Source organism: Caulobacter sp. FV2ps19, from assembly GCF_058681035.1.
This window is the reverse complement of the sequence record NZ_CM178729.1, coordinates 2712717-2737709: the sequence shown is the minus strand read 5'-3', so window position 1 is coordinate 2737709 and position 24993 is coordinate 2712717. Positions and strand designations below refer to the sequence as shown.

Genomic DNA, 24993 nt, shown 5'->3' with positions numbered 1-24993 from the left:
TGTCTGAAGGTTAGACGCCGCCGACCGGGGCTCTGGATGCAACCAGATACGAAATAATTTCAGTGGGGGACTCAAACAGCACCGTCGGGCTGTGCTCGACCAGGATGGCGCGCTTGGCGGCGCCCCAGGTCACAGCGCCGCTGGCCAGGCCGAGGGTTCTGGCCGCCTCGATATCCCGGGTCTCGTCGCCGATACAGAGCACCCGATCTCTCGGAACCCCCGCGGTCACCTTGCGAAACTTGCGAGCCTTGCCAAACAGCGACGCGCCACAGGAGAACTGGCTGATCAGCCGGGACAGGTCTGGACCCAGCACGGCGCGAATGGTGTTTTCGCTGTTGGAACTGACCACGGCCAGCTTCAAACCGGCCTCATGCAGCGCCGTGAGGATGGTGGGGGTTTCGGCGAACATCGGGATGGAGCCCCAGTCCGCCGCCATCAGCTTCTTGCCGTACGAGGCGATCATCGGCAGCTTCCACGGCGAAATGCCCAGATAGCGGATCACCTCGCGCGTCGACCGACCGCGCAGCATGTCGATCTCTTCGGCCGTGACCGCCTTGAAGCCAAAGCGGCGCGCCATCGGATTGATGGCCTCGATCATCCACGACGCGCTGTCGGCCAGCGTGCCGTCGAAATCAAAGATCACCATGTCGTAAGACGGGACGGGATGGGCTCCCACGCGTTGTTTCCTGCGCTTTTCTAGTTCACCTGGCCGTTGCCGGCCGAAATAGCCCCGGTTTGTCTCGCCTGTCGCCCTAAATTCCGGGTTCTGGCTTTCAGCGGGACCGATCGTCTTAGGCGGCCTTGCCGAAGGCCCGGGCATAAACATCAGGCTTGAAGCCCGCGATCAACTTTCCGTCAAGATCGAGGATCGGGCGTTTGATCATCGAAGGTTGAGCCGCCATCAGGGCGATCGCCTTCTCCGCGTTCAGATCCTGCCTGTCAGAATCAGCCAGCTTTCTGAACGTCGTCCCGGCGCGATTGAGCACCGTTTCCCAGCCCAGGTCCCGCACCCAACGCTCCAGCGCAGCGCGATCAACGCCCGCGGTCTTGTAGTCGTGAAAGGCGTAGGACACGCCCTGCCCATCAAGCCAGTCGCGGGCCTTCTTCATCGTGTCGCAGGCCTTGATGCCGTAGATCGTGACGCTCAAGGCGACGCCCCCTTCAAACCACTAGACGGCGACGGGTAGCGCCCCAGGTTCGAGCGCGCAAGTCAGCTGGCGAGGGGATAGCGAGCGATGACCTCGTGCCGCCCCTGCCCTTGATGGCTGACGACCAGGGCGAACTCCTGAACGGTCCAACTCACGGGTTCAATAGGGGCGACCACAGCGCCTGGCTGCCCGTACAGCACTGTCATATGGGGCGTGAAAGCCAGGTGAGCGCCATCAAGCTTTTCCCATGCGAGCGCCTGACGCAGCGCCGCCTGAAAGGCTTCCAATGCGTGGACGCCCTCCCCGCCGCGCAGCACGACGTTCCGGGGAAAGCCGCCGATCTGATCCAGCGACAGGTCAAATGGCGCGATCTTGAGCGTCGAAACCGCCCGTGAAATTCTCTCCACGAGGCTTGGGGGCACGGCGTCCCAATAGTCGAAATGACCAAGCGTGATATGCATCAGGTCGGGGTTGAAGACCGTGCCGTCCAACCGGTTGTCGACCTGATAGCGAAGACCGCGCGCCCGAGCGGCGGCCTTCGCCTGTTCGTCAGGATAGACCATCAGGATCAGATGCTTGTCGCGCCGCGCGGGCTCGAGCCCGAACAAGGACAACTGCTCCGACCCCATAGCCCGACGACTTTAACCGGCCTTCGCGGCGGCCAGACTGGCGCGCAGACGATTGGCGACGTCACCCAGGGTGATGGCTGACAGGGCTTCCTCGATCACCAGCTCATCCTCGGTCGAGGCGATGTCGGCGAGGCGATGGGTAAAGTCCGTGACGGCCGTGATGTGCTGGGCCAGCAGGTCAACCATGTGCAGTTCCTGCATCACCTGATTGCGGTTCTCGGCCGGCGTCGACTGAAGGATCTGCCCCAGTGCGTCGTCCAGCTTTCCGCAGGCCTCGGCGGCAATCGACATCTCGGCCGATACGGCCGCCAGGATTGCGGCGGTGCTGGACCCCGCGGCGTTATTCTGTTCCGACATCGTCATGCCCTCGACTTGTGTCTCTGGTTCTATTGGCGGTCTTGATTACGGCCAAGTTGGAGTGATCCTAGGTCTGACCGCAAGTGTGTTTAATCCCCGCCAAAGATCGCCCGACTCAGAACGGGTCCTTTACGTCGGGAATCATCAATCGCGGATGACCTGACGTGACTTTGGGATCAGATCAAGTCGTCTGACCTGCGGTTATTTGACGCCGGACAAGTTCAGATGACGACGCGCAACGCCAAGCAACCAGACCATGGCCCCCTAAAGCCCAAGATCACTCAGGCCTGGATGGTCAGCCGGACGGGGGGCGAAGCGGTCCCAGTGAAAAAGCCGCTCATCATCACGGATCGCGACGTCATTGATGCTGGCGTGTCGCTCGCGCATCAGGCCGTGGGCGCGGAACCAGTCGCCCCTGGCGTCGCGCCACTCATAGACAAACCGAACGGCGATCCGGTCGTCGGTGAAGGCCCAGAGTTCCTTGATCAGGCGGTACTCGTCTTCCTGGCTCCACTTCCGGGTCAGAAAATCGACAATGGCGGCGCGGCCCTGCAGGAACACGCTGCGGTTGCGCCAGCGACTGTCGGCGGTATAGGCCAGCGACACCCTTTGCGGCTCCTGGCTATTGCCCGACGTTCAACACGCGCCCAGCGCCTGATGCGCTCAGCGCACCGCTCGCCGGTTCATCCTCAGGCGTCGGATCGCGGTCGGATCCCGCGCGCCAGGCGCTGCTGAATCTCCAGGATCACGGTCGGCAGGTCCGCGACGCTGTCGATGACGAAGTCCGCGCCGGCGGCGTTCAGAGCCGCGCCCGCCGCATCGGCCCGGGCGCGCTGGTCTTGCGGCTCAAGCGCCAGATAATCCACCAGGCCCAGCCCGACCCCATTGCCCGAGGCCGCCAGACCGACGGTCCATGCGCCGGCGGCCCGCCCCTCGGCTACGCCGACCACGGCGTCGTCCACCTTGACGCAGGCGTGGGCCGGCCAGGCGCCCAGCTCCACCAGAGCCTTCCAGAACGGCAGCGGCGAAGGGCGTCCTACCGGGGTCTCGCCAGAGCACACCACAACGTCAGGCGCATAGCCTTGCTGCGCCGCGCGCGGCAGGATCTCGGCCATCATCGTGCGGGTATAGCCGGTGCCCGACCCGATCTTGATTCTCTGGGCGCGCAGCCCCGCCACGACCTCGGCCGCGCCAGGGATCAGTTGCGCGCATTCCGCCGCCGCCGCGCACATCAGGGGCTCGACCGCGTCGTGCAGCCGCGTGACGTCGGCGTCGTCGGGTGCGCGGCCATGGCGCGCGATCCATTCGGCCCGCAGACGCGGCATGTCGAGCAGGGCCCGAATATGGGCGATCTTGGCCATGCCCATGTCGCGCCGGACCTCGGCCTCCGTTGGATCGACGCCGGCGCCTCGCAACACTTCCTGCAGGGCGCGCACTGGGGCGCGGCAGCCGAAATCCACCATGGTCCCGGCCCAGTCGAACACGACGGCTTGGATGGAAAGGGTCATGCTGCGAAATCCTTCTGAACGCCGTAAAGCTCGCCAATCACCTCTTCGGCCAGACCGAAGGACGTTGATGCGCCGGTGCCGCTGGTGACGATGACCAGGCGCACGCCCGCTTCCGGAGCCTCGATGAAGCTATGGGTCGCGGCGGAGGCATAGGTGCCGGTCCAGCGCTGCAGGACCGGCGGCGGCGCGCCCAGCACCCGGGCATATTCATCGAGGATGAGGGCGTCCACCGGCTCCATGGCGAAGGGATCGGGGGTCGGGGCGTAGTGATGGCTGTCGCCGACCACCAGCGAGCCGTCCAGAGCCTGCACCACGATCAGGTGGACGCCATGCTCAAGATGTTCGGCTTGCTCGGCCTCGAGCCGGGCGCGCACGGCGGCCGCTTCGGGCAGGGCCGCATAGCCCAGATAGCGCACCAGCCCCAGGTCGGACATCACCGCGCTGGGCAGGCGGAATCCGGGATCGGCCAGGCGCAGCATCTGCAGGCGGCAACGCTGGACGGCGCGGGCCGCCATCAGGTCCGGATACAGGGTGGAGAGGTCATCGCCGGGACAGACCACGACCGCTTCGCAGTCGATCCTCCCGCGCGAGGTCGAGACCTGGCCGCTCGTCACGGCATGCACGGCGGTCTCGCGCAGGAAGGTCACGCCAAAGGCGGTCTCCAGCCAGGCGGCCAGGCGCGGAATGGCCGTGGGCGACTCGACCCGCAGATCATGGGGGCTGAAAAGCGCGCCCGCAGGGAGGTCCAGCGCCGTTCCAGGCAAGTACGCCCGGGTCTCGGCGGCCGACAACAGCCGACACCCCTCCCCCATTTCGGTCTGTAGAAAGGCGGCGAGCACGGCCAGGGATTCCGGGCGGCGCGCGACCATGGTCAGGCCCCTCTGCTCAATGGCGATGCCCGCCTTGGGGGCGATCTCCGCCCAGACGTCGCGGGAGCGCCGGGCGAGATTCCAGGTCCGCCCGCGCTCCTGGCCTGTCACCGTCACAAAGCCGAAATTGCGCACCGAGGCGCCATTGGCCTGAGCGTCGCGATCGATGACCACCACGCGCTTGCCAAGCCGCGCTGCGGCCAGGGCGTGGGCCAAGCCGACAATGCCCGCGCCGACGACGACAAGGTCAAATTTTTCCTGCAGCACGATCTCTTACCCTTGGCTGACCCAAAGCCGCTCCCGCCTGGCCCTCAGGGCCCCGGTCAACGCGGGCTCCGGCTTTGTGTTACTGTGCTGACTTGTCCTAAACCCGACGATCGATCAGGTCGCAGAGCAGGTCACGATAGGTCTCGAAACCCGCCATCTCCACCCCCTGGACCTTGCCCAGTTCGTCATAGCTGCGCAGCCGCAAAGCGGCTTCGGAAGCGGGGTCGGCCAGAAAGGCCTCGACCTCGGCCGGGCTCATCGCGCCGCCCTGCAGCGCCAGGCTTTGCAGCGACGCCTGGCTGAGGCCTTCCAGATAGTCGGGTTGTTTGGCGACCAGATACCGCTTGGCCGCCACATGCAGACGGATCGGCTCGGTCACCTCCGGCCCGAAGGCCCGGGCCAGATAGCCGGCGCCGATCTGTTCGTGGCGTGTGTCGATCCCCCGATCGGCGGCGTCCTCGCCGACCTTCTGCATCAGATGGCCCACGTCGTGGAGCAGCGCGGCGGCGATCAGGGCCGGCGGCGCGCCATCGGCCCGTGCGTGGTGGGCCGTCTGCAGGGCGTGTTCGAGCTGGGTGACGTCCTCTCCATAGTGAAGGCCGCCCAGCCGGGCGAACAGGTCCGACAGTTCGGTGACGAAAGCATCTGCGGCGGTAGAGGTTGTCATTGAAGATCCAGGGAAAGCACGAAGGCGTTACAGGTCGTGGTCGTTGGGCTCACAGGCGCATACGGCCGATGGCCGGGTCCGTGCGGCTGGCCATCCCGGTCTCCAGGTGACCGGCGAACCTGCGAATGAAGGTCGGGTCATCAGGAAGCCGCAGGGTCAGGTCGTACCAGTTGTCGCTGCCGCGCAGATCCCAGACGGTTTGCGCAGGACCGCTGGCCGACGCCCTGAGCCGACGACGGGATTGCCCCTCCACCAGCGGATAGTCGCTCGCCATCTCGAGGGTCGCCAGAACAGCGGTACGGTCCGGGCGCCAGAGCGTGAGGGCCAGATCATGCGGCCCCACCCCGGCCACCTTCACCAGCGGCTCGACCCGACGGGCGTCGCCGGCGAACCGGCGATAGAAGCCGTTGGGTCCCTGAACCGTGAGATCATAGGCGCCCAGCCCGCCCTCCCCGTTCCAGTGCCCCGCCGCATAGTGCTCGCCGGCCCCGATGGTGAACCGCCAGGGCCCGGCGCGATCGGTGTTGTCGAACACCTGGAACACGGCCCCAACAGTTCCGGAATTGACCAGATCGATCCAGACGCGCCCGTCTTCCACGCGGGCGTGGCTCTCCAGGCGATAAGGCAGGGGCCGCGCTAGGCGTTGCCCCGCTTCCTGCGCGCCGGGCGCCTGGCGTTCGGGAATGCGCAGGGTGGGCGCCGCCTTGGACTGGCGAACACGCGCCATGTAGTCGGCGGTCTGCGGCAGGGTCAGGCTCGTCCAATCGCGATTGGGCGCCGCAAAATCGAGGGTCGAGGTCAGGTCGCCGCACACCGAACGGCGCCAGTCGCTGATATTGGGCTCCATGACGCCAAAACGCTTTTCCAGAAACTTCAGGGTCGAGGTGTGGTCGAACACCTCTGAACAGACATAGCCGCCACGGCTCCAGGGCGAGACGATGATCGCGGGCACCCGAATGCCCAGGCCCAGGGCGTGCGGACCTTTCAGAGTCTCATAGCCCTCGCCCGCGCCGTCGCCATAGTCCTTGGCTTCCCCGGCCACGGAGACGGTGCTGTGGCCCTGTTCGGGAGTAAGCGGCGGCATCGGCGGCGGCATGTGATCATAGAACCCGCCGGCCTCATCATAGTTGACGATGAACACCGTCTTGGCGAACACCTCGGGGTGATCCACCAGCGCCTCGATCAGCTTGGCGCAGACATGCTCGCCCTTGGACGGCTCGGCCTGCGGGTGCTCCGACAGGTCAGCAGCGGTGACGATCCACGAGACCTGCGGCAACCGCCCGGCGGTCAGGTCGGCGCGGAACGCCTCGACCAGTTGTTCGCCGTCCGAGCGCTCACGATCGGGGCTCGGCCTGTGCTCTGACGCCCAGGCGCGGCCGCGCGCATAGAGCGGCGAGTCCTTGGCGCACGGCCGGAACGCCTTGAACACCGACAGGATGTTGTCGCCGAAATTGTCGTATTCCTGATAGACTTTCCAGCTGATGTCGGCGGCCTGCAGGCGCTCGGCATAGGTGGTCCAGTCGTAGGGGCCGTGAGCCATCGGCCGGTCCTGGGCCATATCGGCGCTGGGCGTTTCGTCCTCGCCGTAATTGGTCATCTCCGGATCGCCGCCGACCGTTCCGCCGCCGTTACAGCCGGTGAACAGGTGCAGGCGATTGGGATAGGTCTGGGTCAGGGTCGAGCAGTGATAGGCGTCGCAGATCGTGAAGGCGCCGGCCAGGGCGTGATAGAACGGCAGGTCCGCGCCCTTGTAATAGACCATGCGCTTGTGCAGCTCGCCCGAGCGGCCCCACTGGTCATAGCGCCCGCCGTCGACGATCAGGCTGGCTTCCTTGTGGCTCTGCTCTGAGCCGTCGACCGTGTAGGCGTTGGTGGCTTTGGAGTCGCCGTAGAACGGCGAGACATAGCCGTCGGGATGCTCGCGGCTGGGCTGACGCCACACCGAAGCCCCGCCCGGCAGGCGTTGGGGACGAGGATCGCCCAACCCGCGCACGCCGCTCAACGTTCCGAAATAGTGATCGAAGGCGCGGTTCTCCTGCATGAAGATCACCACGTGCTCGACGTCCATGATCGTGCCGGTCGGACTGTGCGCGGGAATGGCCATGGCCCTGCGCACGGCCAAGGGCAGCAGGTTCATCGCCGCTCCTGCCGCCAGCCCCCCCGCCGATGTGCGGAGAAAACCCCGTCTGCTCGTCGCCATCGTCACTCCATATTTCAGCGTAATTGGTATAGACCAATTTCAGCGCTGTAGAGCGACGGTTTCATGAAAATTTGATGGACGGCGCGCTGCGGGGGTCACGCCTGAACTGACCGAGGCGGGTTCGCACGGTTCCATGTTGGATTCGTATGGTTCTCCACTAGATTGCACCCTTTCTCGTTCGAGACTCTATGCATGTCACAGTCCAAAGCCGCATCCCCGTCCGGCCGCGCGGACTCTCCGGAAGGCTTGAACTATCTGGACATGCGCGACGACATCGCCGCGCGGATCGCCACCGGCGACCTGAAGCCCGGCCAGCGGCTCCCTTCCGAACGCCAGCTGCATACCAGCGCCGGGGTGGCGCGGGGAACGATCCGCGAAGGCCTGTTCCAACTCGAAGCCGAAGGGATCATCTACCGCAAGGATCGCAGCGGCTGGTACGTCTCGCCCCCGCCGGTGGTCTATGACCCCACGCGGTGGGACGGCTTCATGTCCTATGTCGAGGCCCAGGGCCGCACCCCCGCCACCGAGACGCTGAGCAAGACGCAGATTGTGTGCGACGACCTCCTGTCGCAGATCTTCGACCGCCCGGTCGGGGCGCCGATGTATCTGATCCGGCGGCGGCGCTACATCGATGGCCGGGCTGTTCTGGTGGAGATCATCGTGGTCGACGCCCAGGTCGCGCCGGGCCTGATCGACCATTGCCTGGACCAGTCCCTGACCAGCATCCTCAAGAACGCCTACAACATCTCCGTGGCGCGCAACCGGGTGGACATGCAGCCCTGCGCCCTCACCCGCGAGCCCGCAGAAATCCTAAAGGTGAAATCAGGTCTTCCGGGCCTGAACGTGGTGCGGACGTGCTACGACGCCCAAGGCCGCGTCGTGGAATATGACCGCGAATACTGGCGTCACGACGCCCTGAAGATCAGCGTCGACATCCGCGTCCGCTGATCGCCCCCTGAAGTCAGTAGCCCGGCGCCGAGAGCGCTTCGCGCTCCAGCTTGCACTGCCCGGCGGCGGGGGCCGGCGCGGACATGCGAACCCGGGCGAGCTCCTCGCGGGCCGCCTCGAGATCGGCGCGGAAAGCGGGCTGACCGTGCAGGGCGGCCACCACAATGGAACCGGACATGAACCCGGCCTGCACCGCGCTGGCGCTGTGCGCGCCGCAGATCGCCCGGCTTTCGCCAAAGGCCCTGCCCCGGGCCAGGATCGCCGTGGCGCGGTCCGGGACCAGCTCGGCCAGCACCAGCGCCTCGGCCCAGCCCCCGGCTGTGTGGCCGCTGGGATAGTCGCCGTTCTGGGCCAGGTGATCGGTGCGGGCCTGGCAGATCGGCGCGCTGGTGTCGAGATAGGGTCGCCGGCTGCGATAGTAGTCCTTGACCTCCCCGACCAGACCGCCGGTGCTGACCTTGTCCAGCAGTCGGGCCAGGACCGGCGCGGTCTGCGGCGTCAGTTGAACGCCCAGGGCGCAGGCATAGTAATCCAGCGTGTCGGTATCGACGTCGGACGTCGCCACGCTCCAGCGCGGGGTCCCCTGCAGCTTGCGGGTGTCTTCAAAGATCCGGCGGTCAGCCTCCGCCAGGGGAGATCCCGGCTTCGGCGGCGGCGGCAGGATGCGCAGGCCGTCCGGCGTGGCGCCCGGCGACAGGTAGCGGTCGCCGTCGTGCTTCAGGCCGGTTTCCACGGCCAGGCCGGCGCAGCGCTTGCCGGTGCGGACGGTATTGCACACCGCGACGGCCTCGCCGGCCAGACGGGCCTGATAGCCACCCGCCCAGCGCGGATCGGGCCGCATATAGTCCGTCGAGACATATTGGGCGCCCGACACCAGGGCCGCATCGCGGCGGCGCCCGTCATTGGCGCGGGCCTCGGCTGTATCGGAATCAGCGCGGGTGCGGACCATGAAGCCGGCCTTGACCGCCTTGCGGATCCGCTCAGCGTCCGCCAGCGGATCATTGAGAGTCAGATAGGCCGCAGCGGGCGAGTTCTCGTCCGTGTTGACGAAGAATACGCGACCTTCCAGCGAGCGGCGCGGCCCCCGATAGACGGCGACTTTTTCGGGACCTTCGTCCAGGGCGAACAGCACCTTGCCGCGCGCCTGACCCAGGGTGGGCCAGTTGTCGTGCAGCACCGCCTCACGCAGCGTCGGATAGCCGCCCTGCACATCGTCTGGAGTGATCAGGGCGTGGGCCGGGAAGACGCTGCGGATCTCGGCGTCCAGCGCGTCGAAAGCCGCCGCGTCCATCGGCAGGGCGCCGGTTCCGCCGGGAACCGGAGACGCGTCGGTCTTGGTGTTGAACATCAACAGGATCGGCGCATGGTCGGGATGGGCCAGCGACCAGCGACGGATGGTCTCCAGGCACAGGACCAGGGTCGGACAGGCGCTCAGCACATCGACATCCGGCACATGCAGGACCTTGAAGCCGGGCTCGGCCAGGGCCGCTGCGCGCCAGGGCTCCAGCGGCTCGCCCGTCAGCTTGACCGACATCGGATGGGAAAAGCGACCGCCCTGCGGGTCGTAATAGACGTCTATCTCCAGCTGCCGCGCACCGTCGTCCAACTGCTCGACAAGCGGACGGTGGGCATAGTCCAGACCCTTGCCGCGCTCGCCGATCGCGGCCAGCACCGCCGGCGGAATCGCGGTCTTGTAGCTGTTGTGAGTCCCGACCATCATCAGATCGTTGAGCTTGAGGTTGGCGTCCATCCACATGCGCGCGCAGTTGGCGCCCGCCAGATGCGCATCGGGCGCCTTGGCGTTGCAGCCTTGCCCAACGGGCGCCCCGCCGCCCACAAGACCCGCCAGCAGCGCGAGGGCGGAGAGTTTCAAGATCTTTTGCATGTCACAGATCTCCGATAACGGACGGCCTGCCCTCACTAGGGCGCGGATGCGACAGCGCGATGACCAAGCGCCGTCATGCAACCGCAACAGGCTTGGTCTATACCAATTTTTGGACGTACGACGTACAGGTCGGGCGCGTTTCTGGGGAAGTTCGACGTGAGCGGTAAGCTGCAGCAAGCCTTGGCCCGCGCCAATCCTGTGATCTTCACGGTCTTTGCGGGGCTGGCGGGCTTTTCCGCCTATTTCGCCATGTACGCATTCCGCAAGCCGTTCACGGCGGCGACGTTCGACGCGGTTCCGGGGTGGCACTTCCTGCTCGACTACAAGATCGCCCTGGTTCTGGCCCAGGTGGCGGGATACGCGCTGTCCAAGATGATCGGGGTCAAGGTGATCTCCGAGATCGATCCGGCCCGCAGGGCCGGCGCGATCCTCGGCCTGATCGCCGTGTCCTGGCTGGCCCTGGTCGCCTTCGCCCTGATTCCCGCGCCCTGGAATGTCGCCGCCCTGTTCTTCAACGGCCTCCCCCTGGGCATGATCTGGGGCCTGGTGTTTGGCTATATGGAGGGCCGCCGGGTCTCCGAAGTGCTGGGCGCCATCCTGTGCGCCAGCTTCATCGTCTCGTCCGGCGTCGTGAAATCGGTCGGCGCATGGCTGATGCTGACGGTTCACGTGGACCGATTCTGGATGCCGGCCGCCACAGGCGCGCTGTTCATGCCCCTTCTGCTGGTTTCGGTCTGGGGTCTCAGCATCCTGCCGCCGCCCGGCCCCGCGGACGAGGCCGAACGGGTCAAGCGCGCGCCGATGAACGCCGCCGAGCGTCGGGCCTTCCTGGCCGGTTACGGACCGGGCATGGCCCTGCTGGTCATCTCCTATGTTCTGCTGACCGCCTTTCGCGACTTCCGCGACAACTTCGCCGCCGAGATTTGGAAAGAGCTGGGCTATGGCGGCCAGTCCGGCGTGTTCTCGGCCAGCGAGCTTCCCGTGGCGGTGGCCGCCCTCGCCGCCCTCGCGACGCTGATGGTCGTCCGCGATAATCGCCGCGCCCTGATGGTTATCCACGGCATGGTCGCCGCGGGCTTTCTGGTGTTGGGCGGCTCGACCCTGGCGTTCCAGGCCCACCTGATCGCGCCCCTGCCCTGGATGATCCTGACGGGCGCCGGCCTCTACATGGCCTACACGCCATTCAACGCCATGCTGTTTGACCGGCTGATCGCCTTCAGCGGCCGCGTGGCGACCGCCGGCTTCCTGATCTATCTGGCGGACGCCTCGGGCTATCTGGGCAGCGTCGCCCTGCTGCTCTGGCGCAATTTCGGGGTCGTCAGCCTCGAATGGCTGCCCTTCTTCATCACCAGCGCCTACGCCACCGCGATCGTGGGCGGCGTTTTCGTCACGCTGTCGGGGATCTATTTCTACCGGCGTCGCTGACGCTACATCGCCATCAGACCTGCGCGCAGGCGCTCGACCTGCACAATGTCAACGTCGGAGCCCCTGACCGACACGCCATATTCAGACAGACGGGCCAGAGCGCGCGAGAAATTCTCGGGGGTCATGCCGAGCAAGGAGGCCAGCAGGTGCTTCTCGTACGGCAGTTGCACCACGGCCTTGCCCAGCGGCGCGGAGACCAGGGACAAAAGATAGTCGGCGACACGGCGTTGCGCGGTCTGCAGTCGCTGGCCGGCCGCGCCTGAGAGCAATTGCTGATAGGCCACAGCCAGTTCGCCACAGGCTCGCGCGGCCAGACGGGCGTCACGGGCCAGAGCGGTCCGGAACAGGTCTCCAGGCACGATCAGCACGGTGGTCGGCTCCAGTGCGCGCCATTGGATCTCGCAACGAGCCTGGCCCATCACACAGGCCAGGTTCAGGGTCTGGGGCGCGCGGACCGTCGACAGGATCGCCTGGCGGTCGGTCTCCTGCACGCTCAGGGCGACCGCGCCCTCCAGCAGCACAAGCAGGGCGTCCCGTCCCCGAACATCGACCACCCGCCCCTTGGCGACAGACAGCGTTTCTCCGGCCGAGGCCAGGGCGCGACGCGCCGCCGGGCTCATCGGCGAAAAGAGCGCCACCTTGTTCAGGTGATCATTATCCGGGGCCTGATTCATCAAGGCGTAATGCTGAGGCTTTGGAAGCGCCCTCGCCTTGATCTTCATCAAGGACGCCCTCCCCCTCACACGCGACGAGCCTAGACGACCCGGGAAAAACTCCCGTCGTCCTTCGACCGGCGATCGAAGGCCTGGGCGGCCAGTCTCACGAACGGTCGTCCGGCCGCCGTTACCGCAACCCGATCACCGTCCACGACGACCAATCCATCGGCGACCAGAACCTTTAACCGAACCATGTCTTCGGCGAAGACTCCGGGCGCAACGCCATGGCGGGCGGCGACTTGACCCAGATCGACCGTGAAGTCGCACATCAGCCGCTCGATGACGTCGCCGCGCAGGCGGTCATCGTCGGTGAGGACCACCCCGCGCGCCACGGGCAGACGCCCCTCGGAGATCGCCGCCCGCCAGGCCACCTCGCTGGAGACGTTCTGGGCAAAGCCCTGCGGCAGACGCCCGATCGAGGACGCGCCCAGCCCGATCAGGGTCGGGTGCGGATCGGTGGTGTAGCCCTGGAAATTGCGTCGCAGGGTTCCATCGGCCGCGCCGGTCGCCAGGGCGTCGCTGGGCAGGGCGAAGTGATCCAGGCCAATAGCCACATAGCCGGCGCGCTCCAGACGTTCGGCCGCGACCTGGCTCTGCTGGGAGCGGGCCGCGGCGTCGGGCAGGTCGGCGTCCTGGATGAGCTTCTGGTGTGGCCGGGCCCACGGCACGTGGGCATAGCCGAACAGTGCGATGCGTTCCGGTTTAAGGGTCAGGATCGCATCCAGGGTCGAGACCACGTCATCGACGGTCTGGCGCGGCAGGCCATACATCAGGTCCAGATTGATCGAGGCGATTTCCGCCTGGCGCAGCCAGCCGACGGCGCGGGCCACGACGTCGAAGGGCTCGATCCGGTTGACAGCGTCCTGCACATGCGGCGCCAGATCCTGGACGCCCAGACTGGCCCGGTTCAGGCCATGGAAGGCGGCGGCCTTGACCCAGGCTTCTGTCAGGACGGCCGGATCGAGTTCCGCAGAGATCTGTACGCCAGGCGCGAAGGGAAAGACGTGACGCAGGGCTCCGAACAGGCGCACCAGATCATCGCGGGACAGGACGTTGGGCGTGCCGCCGCCCAGGTGCACAGCGCCGGCCTTCAGCCGCCCCGGGAGCCGGGCCTCGACCAGAGCCAGCTCCTCGATCAGATAGTCGACATATTCGCTAATCAGGTTCGGCTTTTTGACCACCCGGGTATTGCAGCCGCAGTACCAGCACAGCCGATTGCAGAACGGGATGTGGGCATAGACCGAGACAGGCTCCTGCGGATCCAGCCCGGCAAGCCAGTCGCCGTAGAGCTCGCCCGTCACCTCACCGGAAAACTGCAGCGCGGTGGGATAGCTGGTGTAGCGCGGCGCGCGGCTCTCATAGCGTTGGAGCAACAGGGGCGCAGGCAGCGCCTCGGCGTTCCGGGCAGGCGCGAGGGCCGAGGCGACAGTCATGGCGATTTGCTCCTGTTCAACCAAGGCATTGTCCATGGATTGCCGCATTCAGTCCGTGATCTGGATCAATCAGGCTTATCCGACGGCGGAAGCTCTTCGAGATGGTCGTAGAGGATGCGCGCCGCATCGCCCTTGGGATCATCGTACTGGCCTGACCGCATGGTCCACAGAAAGGCGGCGAGCCCAAGGGTGCCGAGGGCCAGGGAGATCGGGGCGAGAAAGAGCAGGACCGTCACTTGCGCCTCCAGCCCAGATGGGGGCGCACGGCATTGAGCAGCACGGCGATTGACGATCCCGACATGGCCAGGGCGGCGATGAACGGATTGATCAGGCCAAACATCGCCGCCGGCGCGGCGACGAGGTTGTAGAGCGCCGAGAAGGCAAAATTCTCCAGGGCGCGGCGACGCGCCGTGCGGGCGACCAGGATCGATTGGGTCACCGCGCCCAGACCTTCACCGGTGAACACGAGATCGGCGGCGTTCTGCGCCGCGTCGACGGCGGCTCCCGGCGCCATGGAAGCGTGGGCGCGGGCCAGGGCCGCAGCGTCATTGAGGCCGTCGCCGACCATCAGGACCTTGCGGCCCTCGGCCTTCAGCCGGTCGATGACCTCGGCCTTGTCAAAGGGGGTCAGTTCCGCCTGCCAGGCGTCGTCCAGACCTACCGCGTTGGCGATGCGGGCGACGGGTCCCTCCAGATCACCCGAGAGGATCTCGACGCCCAGCCCCAGGCGGCGAAGGGCGGCGATGGTCGCGGCGGCGTCAGCGCGCGGCTGGTCCTCGAACGTGAAGCGGATTTTCACATCTCCGTCGAAACCGAACCACAGTTCGGTCTCCCCGGCGTAGCGGCCGGTGACGCCCACGAAAGCCGCCCGACCCAGACGGGCCCGCCGACCGCCGATGAGCCCCTCGACGCCCTGCCCCGGCGTCTCGACGCAATCCTGGGCGACCAGACCCAGTCCCGCCTCGGCGGCCAGGGCGCGGGCCAGGGGGTGGCGGGAGCCGCGAGCCAGAGGCGCGGCCATGACGATCAGGTGGGTCGGCGCGTCGATCAGGCGAGGCCGCCCTTCGGTCAGGACGCCGGTTTTGTCGAACACCACGTGATCGATCTCGGCCAGACGCTCCAGGGCCGCGCCCGACTTGACCAGCACGCCCTTGCGAAACAGCCGGCTGCTGGCGGCGATCTGAACGGCCGGAACCGCAAGACCCAGGGCGCAGGGACAGGTGACGATCAGCACCGCCGCGGCGCGCAGCAAGGCCTCGCGCGGCCCCAGACCCAGGGCCCATGACCCCAGGAAGGTCGCGGCGGCGGCCGTATGCACGATCGGCACATAGAGCGCGGCGGCCTTGTCGGCCAGGCGCACATAGGCTGAGCGGCTTTGGGCCCCGGCTTCCATCAGTCGGGCGATGGCCGCGAGGGTGGAGTCCTCGCTGCGCGCCGTGACCGTCATGATCAGCCGACCGGTGAGATTCAGCGCCCCGGCGTGCAGGCTGGATCCGACGCCGACCGGTGCGAGCGCCGTCTCGCCGGTGATCAGGGCGTTGTCGAGTTCTGATAGTCCCGCCTCGACCCGGCCGTCGACCGGCACGCGGTCACCGGGCGCGATGACCACGCGGTCGCCCACGCGCACATCCGCCACCGGAACACCCTGCTCAAGCTCACCGTCCAACCGGATCGCCACTGGGGCTTGCAGCGCCAGAAGGTCCCGCGCCGCCGAGCGGGCGTTGGCCCGCAGCCGATGGTCCAGATAGCGACCGATCAGCAGCAGGAACAGCAGTGTCACCGCCGCATCGAAATAGGCGTGGCGACCGCCCAGGATGGTCTCGGAGAAGCTGACGATCAGGGTCAGGATCACGCCGATCGAGATCGGCACATCCATATTGGCCTTGCCGCGCCGCAGCGACGCCCAGGCCGAGCGGAAGAACGGCCGTCCCGCGAACAGCGCGCAGGGCGTGGCGACCAGGGCGGCCAGCCAGTACATCACCGTCAGGGTCGAGCCGTTCAGCTCCTGACCAAACAGCCCCGCCCAGGCCGGGACGGAGAACATCATCACATTGCCGGCCCCAAAACCGGCGACGCCCAGGGCGACAGCCAGATCGTGACCTTCGCGGTCCTGAGCGGCGGCCGCTTCGGTCGGATCGAACAGGCAGGCGCGATAGCCCAGGTCCTCGACGGCCTGGACCACGCGATCGGGATCGGCCGAGTTTGCGTCGAGATCGACCGCCAGCTTGCCGGTCGTCAGGTTCAGACGTGCGCCGCCGACGCCCGGCAAGTCGCGCACGGCCTTTTCGATCTTGCCGATACAGCCCGCGCAGCGCGCGCCATTGACCAGCAGTTCCAGGCGCCCTCGTCCCGCCGCATCGCGCCGGACGAAGGCTTCCAGATCGCGTCGAACGGCGAGCGCGGGACTCATGGCGCCACCAGCCGGGTGCCGATCTCGAACTGATCGCTGCCGTTGCGGGCCGTGGCGTGCAGGTCCCAGGCGCCGTCCAGCCTGGCGCTGGCCTGATAGCGCCCCTCGCCGATGGGTTTGAAATTGAGAACCTGACGCCCTGTCTCGGTGGCCGGACGCTCCAGGGTTCCCGTCAGCGACAGGGCCGACAACGGCTTGCCGGCCTTGTCCTTCACCCGCAGGACCACGACGCCCGGCGCGGGGGTCTCGACGACAGCGGCCCAGCCCAGCGCCGCTTCCCGCTCGCGCAGGGCCAGGGTGCGATTGAAGGCCAGGCCCGCCTCATAGGGATTGGAGGCGACCTCACCCGAAAACGTGCTGTAGGCCTTGATCATGAACAGCGTGTCGACGCCGATGACGATCGCGAAGAACAGCACCATGCCGATCAAGACGTGCCAGCCCTTGATCTGTCCCTTTACGGGCGGCGGGACAGGGACGGTCGCGGGAGAAGCAGCCAGGGTCATTGCGGGTTCGCGGCTCCGGAGAGGAAGACGGTCTTGGCTTCGGTCTGGATATCGCCCGAACGGACGACGAAACGGCCCGGCAGGCTGGGGGCGCGATCCGCATCGGGCGGCGCGGTCACGAACACCCGAACCGCCACGACCTGATCGGCCGGCACCAGGACGCTGACGCTGGAGCCCGCGAGGCCGGGCTGACTGAGGCGAGCGCCCGGCAGGCCGGCGAAGGCGACGTCGAACCGCCTATCGGCGAAGGTGCGATTGGCGATCTTCAGGGTGTAGCCGTCGCGCACCGCGCCATCATGCAGGCGGACGAAGATCGGATTGCGGTCGCGGATGACATGGACGTCGGCCTGGGGCCGACCGACCAGCGCCCACAGGGTCAGGCCCGAGACCAGGGTCAGGGCCAGGGCGTAGTAGATCGTGCGAGGACGAACGAACTTGTAGACCGCCTTCTGGCCGCAGCCCCGGGCGGCGACGGCGGAGTCTGTGTCATAGGCGATCAGGCCCGTGGGCCGGCCCAGACGCCCCAGGATGTCATCGCAGGCGTCAACGCACAGGCCGCAATTGATGCATTCCAGCTGGCTGCCGTCGCGAATGTCGATGCCCATCGGGCAGACGACGACGCACTGGTTGCAGTCGATGCAATCCCCGCGCCGTTCCCAGGTCTGGCCTTTCTTGTGGGCGCCGCGCGGCTCGCCGCGATCACGCAGATAGGCCACCTGCAGCGAATGCTCGTCCAGCATGGCGCCCTGGATCCGGGGCCAGGGGCACATATAGGTGCAGACCTGCTCGCGCATCCAGCCGGCGAAGACATAGGTGGTCGCTGTCAGCAGCGCGCACGAGACATAGGCGGTGACAGCGCCCTGCCCGATCCAGAACGTGCGGATCAGGGTCGGCGCATCATGGAAATAGAAGATCCACGCGCCGCCCGTGCCGAAGGCGATGCCCAGCCACGTCAGGTGCTTGCCGGTCTTGCGCCACAGCTTGTCGAACGACATCGGCTGGGCGTCCAGGCGCATGCGGGCGTTGCGATCGCCCTCGAACACGCGCTCGACCGCGATGTACAGGTCGGTCCAGACCGTCTGCGGACAGGCATAGCCACACCAGAGACGACCAAACAGGGCCGTCACCAGAAACAGCGCCAGGGCGGCGATCACCAGCAGGCCGGTGAAGATATAGACTTCCTGCGGCCACAGCTGGATGTCGAAGAAGTAGAAACGGCGGCCGGCGAAATCGACCAGCACCGCCTGTTGCGGCAGGTCGCCGGGCCGCGTCCACCGGATCCAGGGCGTGATGTAGTAGATCGCCAGGGTGATGATGAGCAGAGCCCACTTCACCGTCCGCCAGCGGCCATGCACCAGCTTGGGATAGATGGGCTCGCGGGGCTTGTAGAGACCGCCCTTGGCGTCGCCCTTTTCCTTGGCCCGAGCGGCGGCCGAGACCGTCGCTCGGGGTTCAGGCTTGGAACGCGTATTGTCGATGAGGGTGGGCATGGGCCCTACTGACCGCCCGCGTTGGCATGGACATAAACCGCCAGAGCCTTGATGGTTTCCGGGCTGAGACGACCGCCCCAGGTGGGCATCACCCCGCCATTGCCGGAAAAGATCTGGCCGTTGATGGTCTTGCGATCCGAGCCGTAAAGCCAATCGGCGTCGGTCAGGTTCGGCGCGCCGAGCTCCTGACTTCCGCGTCCATCGGCGCCGTGGCAGGCGACGCACTGGGCGGCGAAGACCGGCGCGGCGCGCGCGACGGCGGCCGCGTCAGCGGGACGCCCCGAGATCTTGACCACATATTCGGTCAGATCGCTGATCGTCGCCGGCGGCAGCAGTTGGTCGCGGCCGAAGGCGGGCATCTGCGACATGCGCGCGTTGGCATGATCTGAGCGAATGCCCACCGTGATGGTCTGCTGGATATCCTCCAGCGTGCCGCCCCACAGCCAGACGTCATCGCGCAGGTTGGGATAGCCCTTGCCGCCGGTGCCGCCGATGCCGTGGCAAGTGGCGCAATTGTCGCCGAAGACCGACTGTCCGACCTGCTGGGCGTAGGCTTGCAGCTCAGGGGTTTGCTCGATCTGTTCCAGGCTGGCCTTGCGCATCATGGCCGCGCCCGAGCCGCGCTGTACATCCAGAGCGTGAAGCTCGGTGGCGACCTCGGCCCGATCGGAAGCGTGCAGGAGCCCCCTGGTGTAGCCATGCAGGCCGGGCCAGGCGGGCATCAGCACCCAGTAGCCGATGGCCACGGCGATACAGCCAAACCAGGTCCACAGCCACCAGCGCGGCAGAGGATTGTCGAGCTCGCGGATGCCATCCCATTCGTGGCCGGTGGTTTCGACGCCGGTGACGTCGTCGGTTTCGCGGTCGAGCGCCATCAGAGCAGCTCCTCGTCTTCCAGCGGCATACGCGCGGCGTGTTGAAATTCAGCCTTCTTGGAAGGCCGCAGGGCGTAGGCGACGCCGACGAGGAAGATCAGGCCGAAATAGATCAGCCCGGCCTGCTGCGCGAAGCGCGCGACGTCTTCGTAGGAGAGACCGCTCATCGTTGGTTCTCCGGGGCCAGAGCCTTGTAGGAGTTGAAATCGACCAGCGTGCCCAGCATCTGCAGATAGGCGATCGCGGCGTCCATCTCGGTGATCTTTTCGGGATCGCCGTCGAAGTCGCGATTGACCACCTTGGCGCCGTAGCGCGCCTTGAGGCCGACCGCATCGGTCGAATAGGGATCGGCCTGGGCCTCGAGATCCTTCTTGGCGTTGGCGATCTCGTCCTCGGTGTAGGGGACGCCCACCGTGTGCAGGGTGCGCATCTTGTCGGCGATATCGCTGTAGTCGAGCTCCTTCTTGGCCAGGAACTTGTAGGGGGGCATCACCGATTCCGGCACGACCGACCGGGGATCGGCCAGGTGGTCGCGATGCCAGGAGTCGGAATACTTGCCGCCCACGCGCGCCAGGTCGGGACCCGTGCGCTTGGACCCCCACTGGAACGGGTGGTCGTACATGCTCTCGGCCGCCAGGCTGTAGTGGCCGTAGCGTTCGACCTCGTCGCGCAGCGGGCGGATCATCTGCGAGTGGCACAGATAGCAGCCCTCGCGGACATAGATGTCGCGGCCGGCCAGTTCGAGCGGGGTGTAGGGACGCATGCCGTCCACCTTCTCGATCGTGCTCTGCAGCCAGAACAGCGGGGCGATTTCCACGAGGCCGCCGATCGAGACGACCACGAGGATGCCGACGACGAGCAGCAGCGAATGCCGCTCGAACTTGGCGTGGTGCTTCCAGAGTGACATCAGGGACCTCAGGCGATCGCGGGTGTGAGGGCGGGCTGCGTCGGTTCAGACGCGGCTTGGGATGGCATCTGGATCGTGCGCCAGACGTTGACGATCATGATCAGGGCGCCGCTCAGGTACATCAGGCCGCCAACGGTGCGGATGATGTTCTCGACGTGCTTGGCCGACACCGTCTCGATGAAGCTGTAGGCCAGGAAGCCTTGCGGCGTGTAGGAGCGCCACATCAGGCCTTCCATGATGCCCGACACCCACATCGCGGCGATGTAGAGCAGGATGCCCGTGGTCGCGATCCAGAAGTGCCACTCGATCAGCTTGTTCGAGTACATGGCGGTCTTCTTCCACAGCCAGGGCACCATGCAGTAGATGGCGCCGAAGCTGATCAAGCCGACCCAGCCCAGCGCGCCGGAGTGCACGTGGCCGATGGTCCAGTCGGTGTAGTGGCTGAGGGCGTTGACCTCGCGGATCGACATCACCGGACCTTCGAAGGTGCTCATGCCGTAGAAGGCGATCGAAACCACCATCATCCGCACGACCGGGTCGGTGCGCAGCTTGTCCCAGGCGCCCGAGAGGGTCATCAGGCCGTTGATCATCCCGCCCCAGGACGGCATCCACAGCATGATCGAGAAGGTCATGCCCAGGGTCTGGGCCCACTGCGGCAGCGCCGTGTAATGCAGGTGGTGCGGGCCGGCCCAGATGTAGATGAAGATCAGCGCCCAGAAGTGCACGATCGACAGGCGGTAGCTGTAGACCGGACGCTCAACGCGCTTGGGCACGAAATAGTACATCATGCCCAGGAAACCGGCGGTCAGGAAGAAGCCGACGGCGTTGTGGCCGTACCACCACTGGGTCAGGGCGTCCTGGACGCCGGAGAAGACGCCATAGGACTTGTGGTTCAGCAGGCCGACGGGAACGCCGGCGTTATTGACCAGATGCAGCAGCGCCACGGTGACGATGAAGGCCAGGTAGAACCAGTTGGCCACATAGATATGCGGCTCCTTGCGCTTCCAGATCGTGCCCAGGAAGACCAGCAGATAGGTCACCCAGACGATGGTCAGCCAGATGTCGGTGTACCATTCGGGCTCGGCGTATTCCTTGCCCTGGGTCGCGCCCATAAGATAGCCGGTGGCGGCCAGAACGATGAACAGCTGATAGCCCCAGAACACGAACCAGGGCGCGATGCCCCCGGCCAGCTTGGCCTTGCAGGTGCGTTGCACGACCCAGAACGAGGTGGCGATCAGGGCGTTGCCGCCAAAGGCGAAGATCACCGCCGAGGTGTGCAGGGGCCGCAGCCGCCCGAAGTTCAAAAAGCCGAGCTCGGGGAAATAGAAAATCCGCGGCCAGGACAGCTGGGCTGCGATGACCACCCCGACCAGCAGACCGGCGGCGGCCCAGAACAGGGTGGCGATGACGCCCGCCTTGATCACCTCGTCGGAATAGCGATCGGGATCATGGCGCAGCGTGCCACTCGACAGTCCCGCATTAAGGGCGAAGGCGGCGATGACGCCGGCCAGGGCCAGGGTTTCGGCTTGCAAGCGAAAGATCGGGTCGTGGGATAGACCCGCGCCCATGATCGCCAGGAAGGCTCCGATGACGGAGATCGCGAGAAGCGCTGCCGACCCTCCCGGGGGAGCGGCATTGATCGTTGTGGGCGGGGCGGACATTCAGACTCCGTTCGGCGAACCTTGCCGATGGATTTCATGAGTCAGACTCGCTCGCCTTGATCCTGATCAAAGCCAAGTTCGACGCCGCCCTTCAGAATGATGGAAGTTCCCGGGAGACTGTCATGCTGGCTGTTATCGATCGTCTTTCTCGCCCAGCCTCGCTCGGGCTCGCGGCCGCTGCGCTGGCCAGCTGGAGCGTCGCGCTCTGGCAGGCCCTGCCTCGCCTGATGGCGGGACCGATATGCAGCAGCGCCCAGGACTCTTTTTCGCTGGCCGGGCACTGCCCCGCCTGCTTTGTCGCCGCCTTTCTGACGCTGGCCTTCTTCGTGAGCTTGGGCGTCCGCTCGCCTGCTCCGGTCGCGGCCCAGCGCATAGTCCGCTAGGTCAAGCGGTCTCTACGCCCACGGCGATCGGGTGACTTCGCCCCTCTAGGCATTGCTGTCTCTTTGAATAGGACCGCGCTTCACCGGGCGACGGCCTGCTCCGGAGCCTTTCCGGGGATACCCGCGCCACGGAGCGAGCACCCCGCCGTCTCGATGGTGAAGGCTAGAGCCACCATGCCCACCAGACACGAGCCCATCATCACATAGGCCGGAGCGATAGGGTCGCCAGTCAGGGTGATCAGCCAGGAATTGAAGGCCGGCGCCGTGCCCCCGAAGATCGAGGTCGACAAATTATAGGCGATCGCGAAACCGGCGAAGCGGACATGGGTCGGAAACATGGCCGGGAAGGTCGCCGAGATCGTCGCCAGTTGCGGCGCATAGAGAAGCCCCAGAACCGAAAAGCCCACGATCGCCCCGGCGAAGCTGGACGCCATCAAATGGTAGAGCGGGGTGACGAACAGAAAGAGCCCGATCAGCGAGGCCCACCATAGAGGCTTGCGTCCCACCCTGTCCGACAGCGCTCCGGCGAACGGCAAAAGGATCATCATGAACAGCATGCCGACAATGGGCGCCACAAGGGCTTGCTGGGTGGAGAGACCCAGGCGTCGCTCGAGATAGGTCGGCATGTAGCTGAGCAGGGTATAGTTCACGACATTGAGCGCGACGACCAGTCCGCTCATCACCAGCAGCGGCCGCCAGTAGTCGCGGGCCAGATGGGCGAGACCGACGCGGGCCTCGGTCTTTCGCGCTTCGGCGGCCTCGACCTCGCGGAACACCGGGGTGTCCTCGATTCTGGAGCGCAGATAGATGCCGACCAGACCCAGAGGCGCGGCGACCAGGAACGGCAGCCGCCAGCCCCAGGCGTGCATGGCGTCCTCGCCCAGCAGCAGCGACGAGCCCAGCATCAGCAGCGCCCCGAGGGAAAAGCCGGCCAGGGTGCCAAATTCCAGGAAACTGCCGAAGAAGCCTCGCCGTTTGTCGGGTGCGTATTCGGCCATGAAGATCGCGGCGCCGCCGTATTCGCCGCCGGTCGAGAACCCCTGGATCATCCGTAGCACCACCAGCAGCAGCGGCGCCCAGAAGCCGACGGCCTGATAGGTCGGCAACAGACCGACGAAGAAGGTCGCGCCGGCCATCAGCACGATGGTCACGGCCAGAACGGCCTTGCGTCCCAACCGATCGCCCAGCGGTCCCCAGAAGAACCCGCCCAGCGGACGCACCAGGAACGAGACGGCGAAGGTCGCCAGGGCGAACAGGGTGGCCTGCTGGGCTTCGCCAGGAAACAACGCCGCGGAGATGTAGCTCACCCCATAGGCATAGATGCCGTAGTCGAACCACTCGGTGGCGTTGCCCACCGCGGAAGCCGCGACGGCGCGGCGCAGGGCGGACTTCGAGGCCGGGGTTTCCGACGACGCCGGCGAGAGACTGCTCATGGATAGGTCCTCAAGGCTCTTGGACGCCATGCCGGTCTTCCGGACTAGGCTTCATCAGGGGTTAGCGGATCGAGCATCGCCGACATCGGCGTCGTGCGCGGCAGGAGCTGGTAGGATTGCTGGAGGTCGGACGGCACAGGCTCTCTGACCGCCATGCGCCACAGGGCGAAGATCACCGCGCTCCCCGCGCAGACGGCGAGAAATCCCGGCAAACCCGCGGGGCCGAACTGCTTCAGAGCCAGAGCGCCCAACAGGGGTCCGGCCGCCGCGCCGATTGAATAGACCAGGATCAGACCGCCGCTGGCGCCCACTCGTTGCTCGGGGCTGACATGGTCATTGGCGTGGGCGACGCACAGCGGATAGAGCGCGAAGCTGAAGCCGCCAAACAACGCGCCCAGCACCAGGAACGCCGGACCGGCCCCACCGATGATCGCCATGCCCAGCGTCGCCAGAACGGCGCCGATCAGGGTCCCGACGATCACCCGCCGTCGATCGAAATGATCCGACAGCCAGCCCAGCGGCCATTGCAAAGCCACCCCGCCAACGATCACCGTACTCATGAAAACGGCGGTGGTCTGCAGCGTCAGGCCCAGGCGGTGGGCATAGACCGCGCCGACGCCATAGAACGCGCCCAGGACGACGCCCGTGGCCCCGGCGCCCACCATGCCCAGGGGCGAAATTCCATAGAGCTGCCGCATCGGCAATGGCGGGGTTGGCTCCAGGTTCGGGCTCTTGTTGCGGGTCAGAACGATGGGAATGATCGACAGCGAGATCAGGATCGAGGCGGCGACCAGAGGGGTGGACGGCGTGATCGTCGACAGGGGCAGCAGGAACTGACCCAGCCCCTGACCGCCATAGAGGGCGATCATGTAGGCGGCCAGCGCCAAGCCCCGGGCCTGTGGCTCGGCCTGATCGTTGAGCCAGCTTTCCAGACACACATAGACTCCGGCCACGCACACCCCGTCGATGAACCGCAAGGCGATCCACAGCGGCAGGGACTGATGCAGCGAATAGGCCAGGGTGCTCGCCGACAGCAGCGCGACGAAGGCGGCAAAGGCGCGGATGTGGGCGACGCGGTGGATCACCCGCGAAACCTGGCGCGAGCCGATGGCCAGGCCTGAGAAATAGGCCGTGGCCAGCAGACTGATCATCGGCGCGCCCTGACCGGCGTCCTCCATCCTCAGGCCCAGCAGGGTTCCCATAAACCCCGCGCCGGCCATCAACATGAAGATCGCCAGCAACAGGCTGCTCAACGGGCGAATGGCGGTCAGCATCCGGC

The 24993-nt window shown here is 66.4% G+C and carries 24 protein-coding genes and 1 pseudogene; 3 read left to right on the top strand and 22 right to left on the bottom strand.

The genetic code is table 11. The features are described 5' to 3' along the window. Positions 1–10: 10 nt before the first annotated feature. From ACW18B_RS12940 to ACW18B_RS12900, 9 genes and pseudogenes are all read right to left on the bottom strand, one after another. Positions 11–676 carry an HAD hydrolase-like protein gene (locus ACW18B_RS12940; RefSeq protein WP_492047451.1) on the bottom strand — a complete coding sequence of 222 codons (666 nt, stop codon included), beginning with the start codon at positions 674–676 and terminating at the stop codon, positions 11–13. A gap of 115 nt (positions 677–791) precedes the next feature. Beyond that, a complete protein-coding gene (locus ACW18B_RS12935; protein WP_492047450.1) occupies positions 792–1148 on the bottom strand; it encodes an ArsC family reductase in 357 nt (118 codons plus the stop codon). A 62-nt stretch (positions 1149–1210) separates the two neighbouring features. Continuing rightward, the gene (locus tag ACW18B_RS12930) at positions 1211–1756 is read right to left on the bottom strand and encodes a 2'-5' RNA ligase family protein (RefSeq protein WP_492047449.1); all 546 of its coding nucleotides are present in this window, start codon (positions 1754–1756) and stop codon (positions 1211–1213) included. A gap of 33 nt (positions 1757–1789) precedes the next feature. Then, positions 1790–2134 (bottom strand): DUF8776 family protein, encoded by a 345-nt coding sequence (locus ACW18B_RS12925; protein WP_492047448.1) that lies wholly within the window; start codon positions 2132–2134, stop codon positions 1790–1792. A 264-nt stretch (positions 2135–2398) separates the two neighbouring features. After that, positions 2399–2749 (bottom strand): annotated as a pseudogene (locus ACW18B_RS12920) (DUF1348 family protein); the annotation flags it as partial. 74 nt (positions 2750–2823) lie between these two features. Beyond that, entirely contained in the window at positions 2824–3642 is an 819-nt protein-coding gene (gene phnX, locus ACW18B_RS12915) for a phosphonoacetaldehyde hydrolase (RefSeq protein ID WP_492047447.1), read from the bottom strand. After that, on the bottom strand, positions 3639–4778 hold the full coding sequence (locus tag ACW18B_RS12910) for a TIGR03364 family FAD-dependent oxidoreductase (protein ID WP_492047446.1): 1140 nt from the start codon (positions 4776–4778) through the stop codon (positions 3639–3641). Before ACW18B_RS12910 ends, phnX begins: the two co-directional genes overlap by 4 nt. A 97-nt stretch (positions 4779–4875) precedes the next feature. Then, the gene (locus ACW18B_RS12905; protein WP_492047445.1) at positions 4876–5445 is read right to left on the bottom strand and encodes an HD domain-containing protein; all 570 of its coding nucleotides are present in this window, start codon (positions 5443–5445) and stop codon (positions 4876–4878) included. A 49-nt stretch (positions 5446–5494) separates the two neighbouring features. Continuing rightward, positions 5495–7645: a phosphocholine-specific phospholipase C gene (locus ACW18B_RS12900; RefSeq protein ID WP_492047444.1), complete on the bottom strand. Its 2151-nt coding sequence runs from the start codon at positions 7643–7645 to the stop codon at positions 5495–5497. A gap of 192 nt (positions 7646–7837) precedes the next feature. Between ACW18B_RS12900 and ACW18B_RS12895 the strand changes: the two genes are divergently transcribed. After that, positions 7838–8593 carry a UTRA domain-containing protein gene (locus ACW18B_RS12895; protein ID WP_492047443.1) on the top strand — a complete coding sequence of 252 codons (756 nt, stop codon included), beginning with the start codon at positions 7838–7840 and terminating at the stop codon, positions 8591–8593. Positions 8594–8606: 13 nt separating this feature from the next. On the opposite strand, the gene ACW18B_RS12890 is transcribed toward ACW18B_RS12895, so the two are convergent. Next, positions 8607–10478 carry a Ca2+-dependent phosphoinositide-specific phospholipase C gene (locus ACW18B_RS12890; RefSeq protein WP_492047442.1) on the bottom strand — a complete coding sequence of 624 codons (1872 nt, stop codon included), beginning with the start codon at positions 10476–10478 and terminating at the stop codon, positions 8607–8609. A 156-nt stretch (positions 10479–10634) separates the two neighbouring features. On the opposite strand from ACW18B_RS12890, the gene ACW18B_RS12885 reads away from it, so the two are divergent. Beyond that, positions 10635–11903, top strand: a complete 1269-nt coding sequence (locus ACW18B_RS12885) for a DUF5690 family protein (RefSeq protein ID WP_492047441.1) — start codon at positions 10635–10637, stop codon at positions 11901–11903. 2 nt (positions 11904–11905) lie between these two features. Here the strand turns inward: ACW18B_RS12885 and ACW18B_RS12880 are convergent, their stop codons facing one another. The 10 genes from ACW18B_RS12880 to ccoN all read right to left on the bottom strand — a co-directional run bounded on the left by ACW18B_RS12880 (position 11906) and on the right by ccoN (position 21898). Continuing rightward, the gene (locus ACW18B_RS12880; RefSeq protein ID WP_492051707.1) at positions 11906–12625 is read right to left on the bottom strand and encodes a helix-turn-helix domain-containing protein; all 720 of its coding nucleotides are present in this window, start codon (positions 12623–12625) and stop codon (positions 11906–11908) included. A 32-nt stretch (positions 12626–12657) separates the two neighbouring features. Then, positions 12658–14052, bottom strand: a complete 1395-nt coding sequence (gene hemN, locus ACW18B_RS12875; protein WP_492047440.1) for an oxygen-independent coproporphyrinogen III oxidase — start codon at positions 14050–14052, stop codon at positions 12658–12660. A 65-nt stretch (positions 14053–14117) separates the two neighbouring features. Further along, positions 14118–14288 carry a cbb3-type cytochrome oxidase assembly protein CcoS gene (gene ccoS, locus ACW18B_RS12870; RefSeq protein WP_492047439.1) on the bottom strand — a complete coding sequence of 57 codons (171 nt, stop codon included), beginning with the start codon at positions 14286–14288 and terminating at the stop codon, positions 14118–14120. Then, positions 14285–16462 (bottom strand): heavy metal translocating P-type ATPase, encoded by a 2178-nt coding sequence (locus ACW18B_RS12865; RefSeq protein ID WP_492047438.1) that lies wholly within the window; start codon positions 16460–16462, stop codon positions 14285–14287. The genes ccoS and ACW18B_RS12865 overlap by 4 nt, the downstream gene beginning before the upstream one ends. Continuing rightward, positions 16459–16965: a FixH family protein gene (locus tag ACW18B_RS12860; protein ID WP_492047437.1), complete on the bottom strand. Its 507-nt coding sequence runs from the start codon at positions 16963–16965 to the stop codon at positions 16459–16461. The genes ACW18B_RS12865 and ACW18B_RS12860 overlap by 4 nt, the downstream gene beginning before the upstream one ends. Then, entirely contained in the window at positions 16962–18455 is a 1494-nt protein-coding gene (ccoG, locus tag ACW18B_RS12855; protein ID WP_492047436.1) for a cytochrome c oxidase accessory protein CcoG, read from the bottom strand. The genes ACW18B_RS12860 and ccoG overlap by 4 nt, the downstream gene beginning before the upstream one ends. A gap of 5 nt (positions 18456–18460) precedes the next feature. Next, the gene (ccoP, locus tag ACW18B_RS12850) at positions 18461–19330 is read right to left on the bottom strand and encodes a cytochrome-c oxidase, cbb3-type subunit III (RefSeq protein WP_492047435.1); all 870 of its coding nucleotides are present in this window, start codon (positions 19328–19330) and stop codon (positions 18461–18463) included. Then, on the bottom strand, positions 19330–19497 hold the full coding sequence (locus tag ACW18B_RS12845; RefSeq protein ID WP_492047434.1) for a cbb3-type cytochrome c oxidase subunit 3: 168 nt from the start codon (positions 19495–19497) through the stop codon (positions 19330–19332). Before ACW18B_RS12845 ends, ccoP begins: the two co-directional genes overlap by 1 nt. Beyond that, positions 19494–20237 carry a cytochrome-c oxidase, cbb3-type subunit II gene (gene ccoO, locus ACW18B_RS12840; protein WP_492047433.1) on the bottom strand — a complete coding sequence of 248 codons (744 nt, stop codon included), beginning with the start codon at positions 20235–20237 and terminating at the stop codon, positions 19494–19496. Before ccoO ends, ACW18B_RS12845 begins: the two co-directional genes overlap by 4 nt. A gap of 8 nt (positions 20238–20245) precedes the next feature. Further along, on the bottom strand, positions 20246–21898 hold the full coding sequence (gene ccoN, locus ACW18B_RS12835; protein ID WP_492047432.1) for a cytochrome-c oxidase, cbb3-type subunit I: 1653 nt from the start codon (positions 21896–21898) through the stop codon (positions 20246–20248). A 56-nt stretch (positions 21899–21954) separates the two neighbouring features. On the opposite strand from ccoN, the gene ACW18B_RS12830 reads away from it, so the two are divergent. Further along, a complete protein-coding gene (locus ACW18B_RS12830) occupies positions 21955–22281 on the top strand; it encodes a hypothetical protein (protein WP_492047431.1) in 327 nt (108 codons plus the stop codon). Positions 22282–22361: 80 nt separating this feature from the next. Here the strand turns inward: ACW18B_RS12830 and ACW18B_RS12825 are convergent, their stop codons facing one another. Together ACW18B_RS12825 and ACW18B_RS12820 are read right to left on the bottom strand one after the other, a co-directional pair. Then, positions 22362–23714: an MFS transporter gene (locus tag ACW18B_RS12825; RefSeq protein ID WP_492047430.1), complete on the bottom strand. Its 1353-nt coding sequence runs from the start codon at positions 23712–23714 to the stop codon at positions 22362–22364. Positions 23715–23758: 44 nt separating this feature from the next. Further along, positions 23759–24988 carry an MFS transporter gene (locus ACW18B_RS12820; protein WP_492047429.1) on the bottom strand — a complete coding sequence of 410 codons (1230 nt, stop codon included), beginning with the start codon at positions 24986–24988 and terminating at the stop codon, positions 23759–23761. Positions 24989–24993 lie beyond the last annotated feature (5 nt).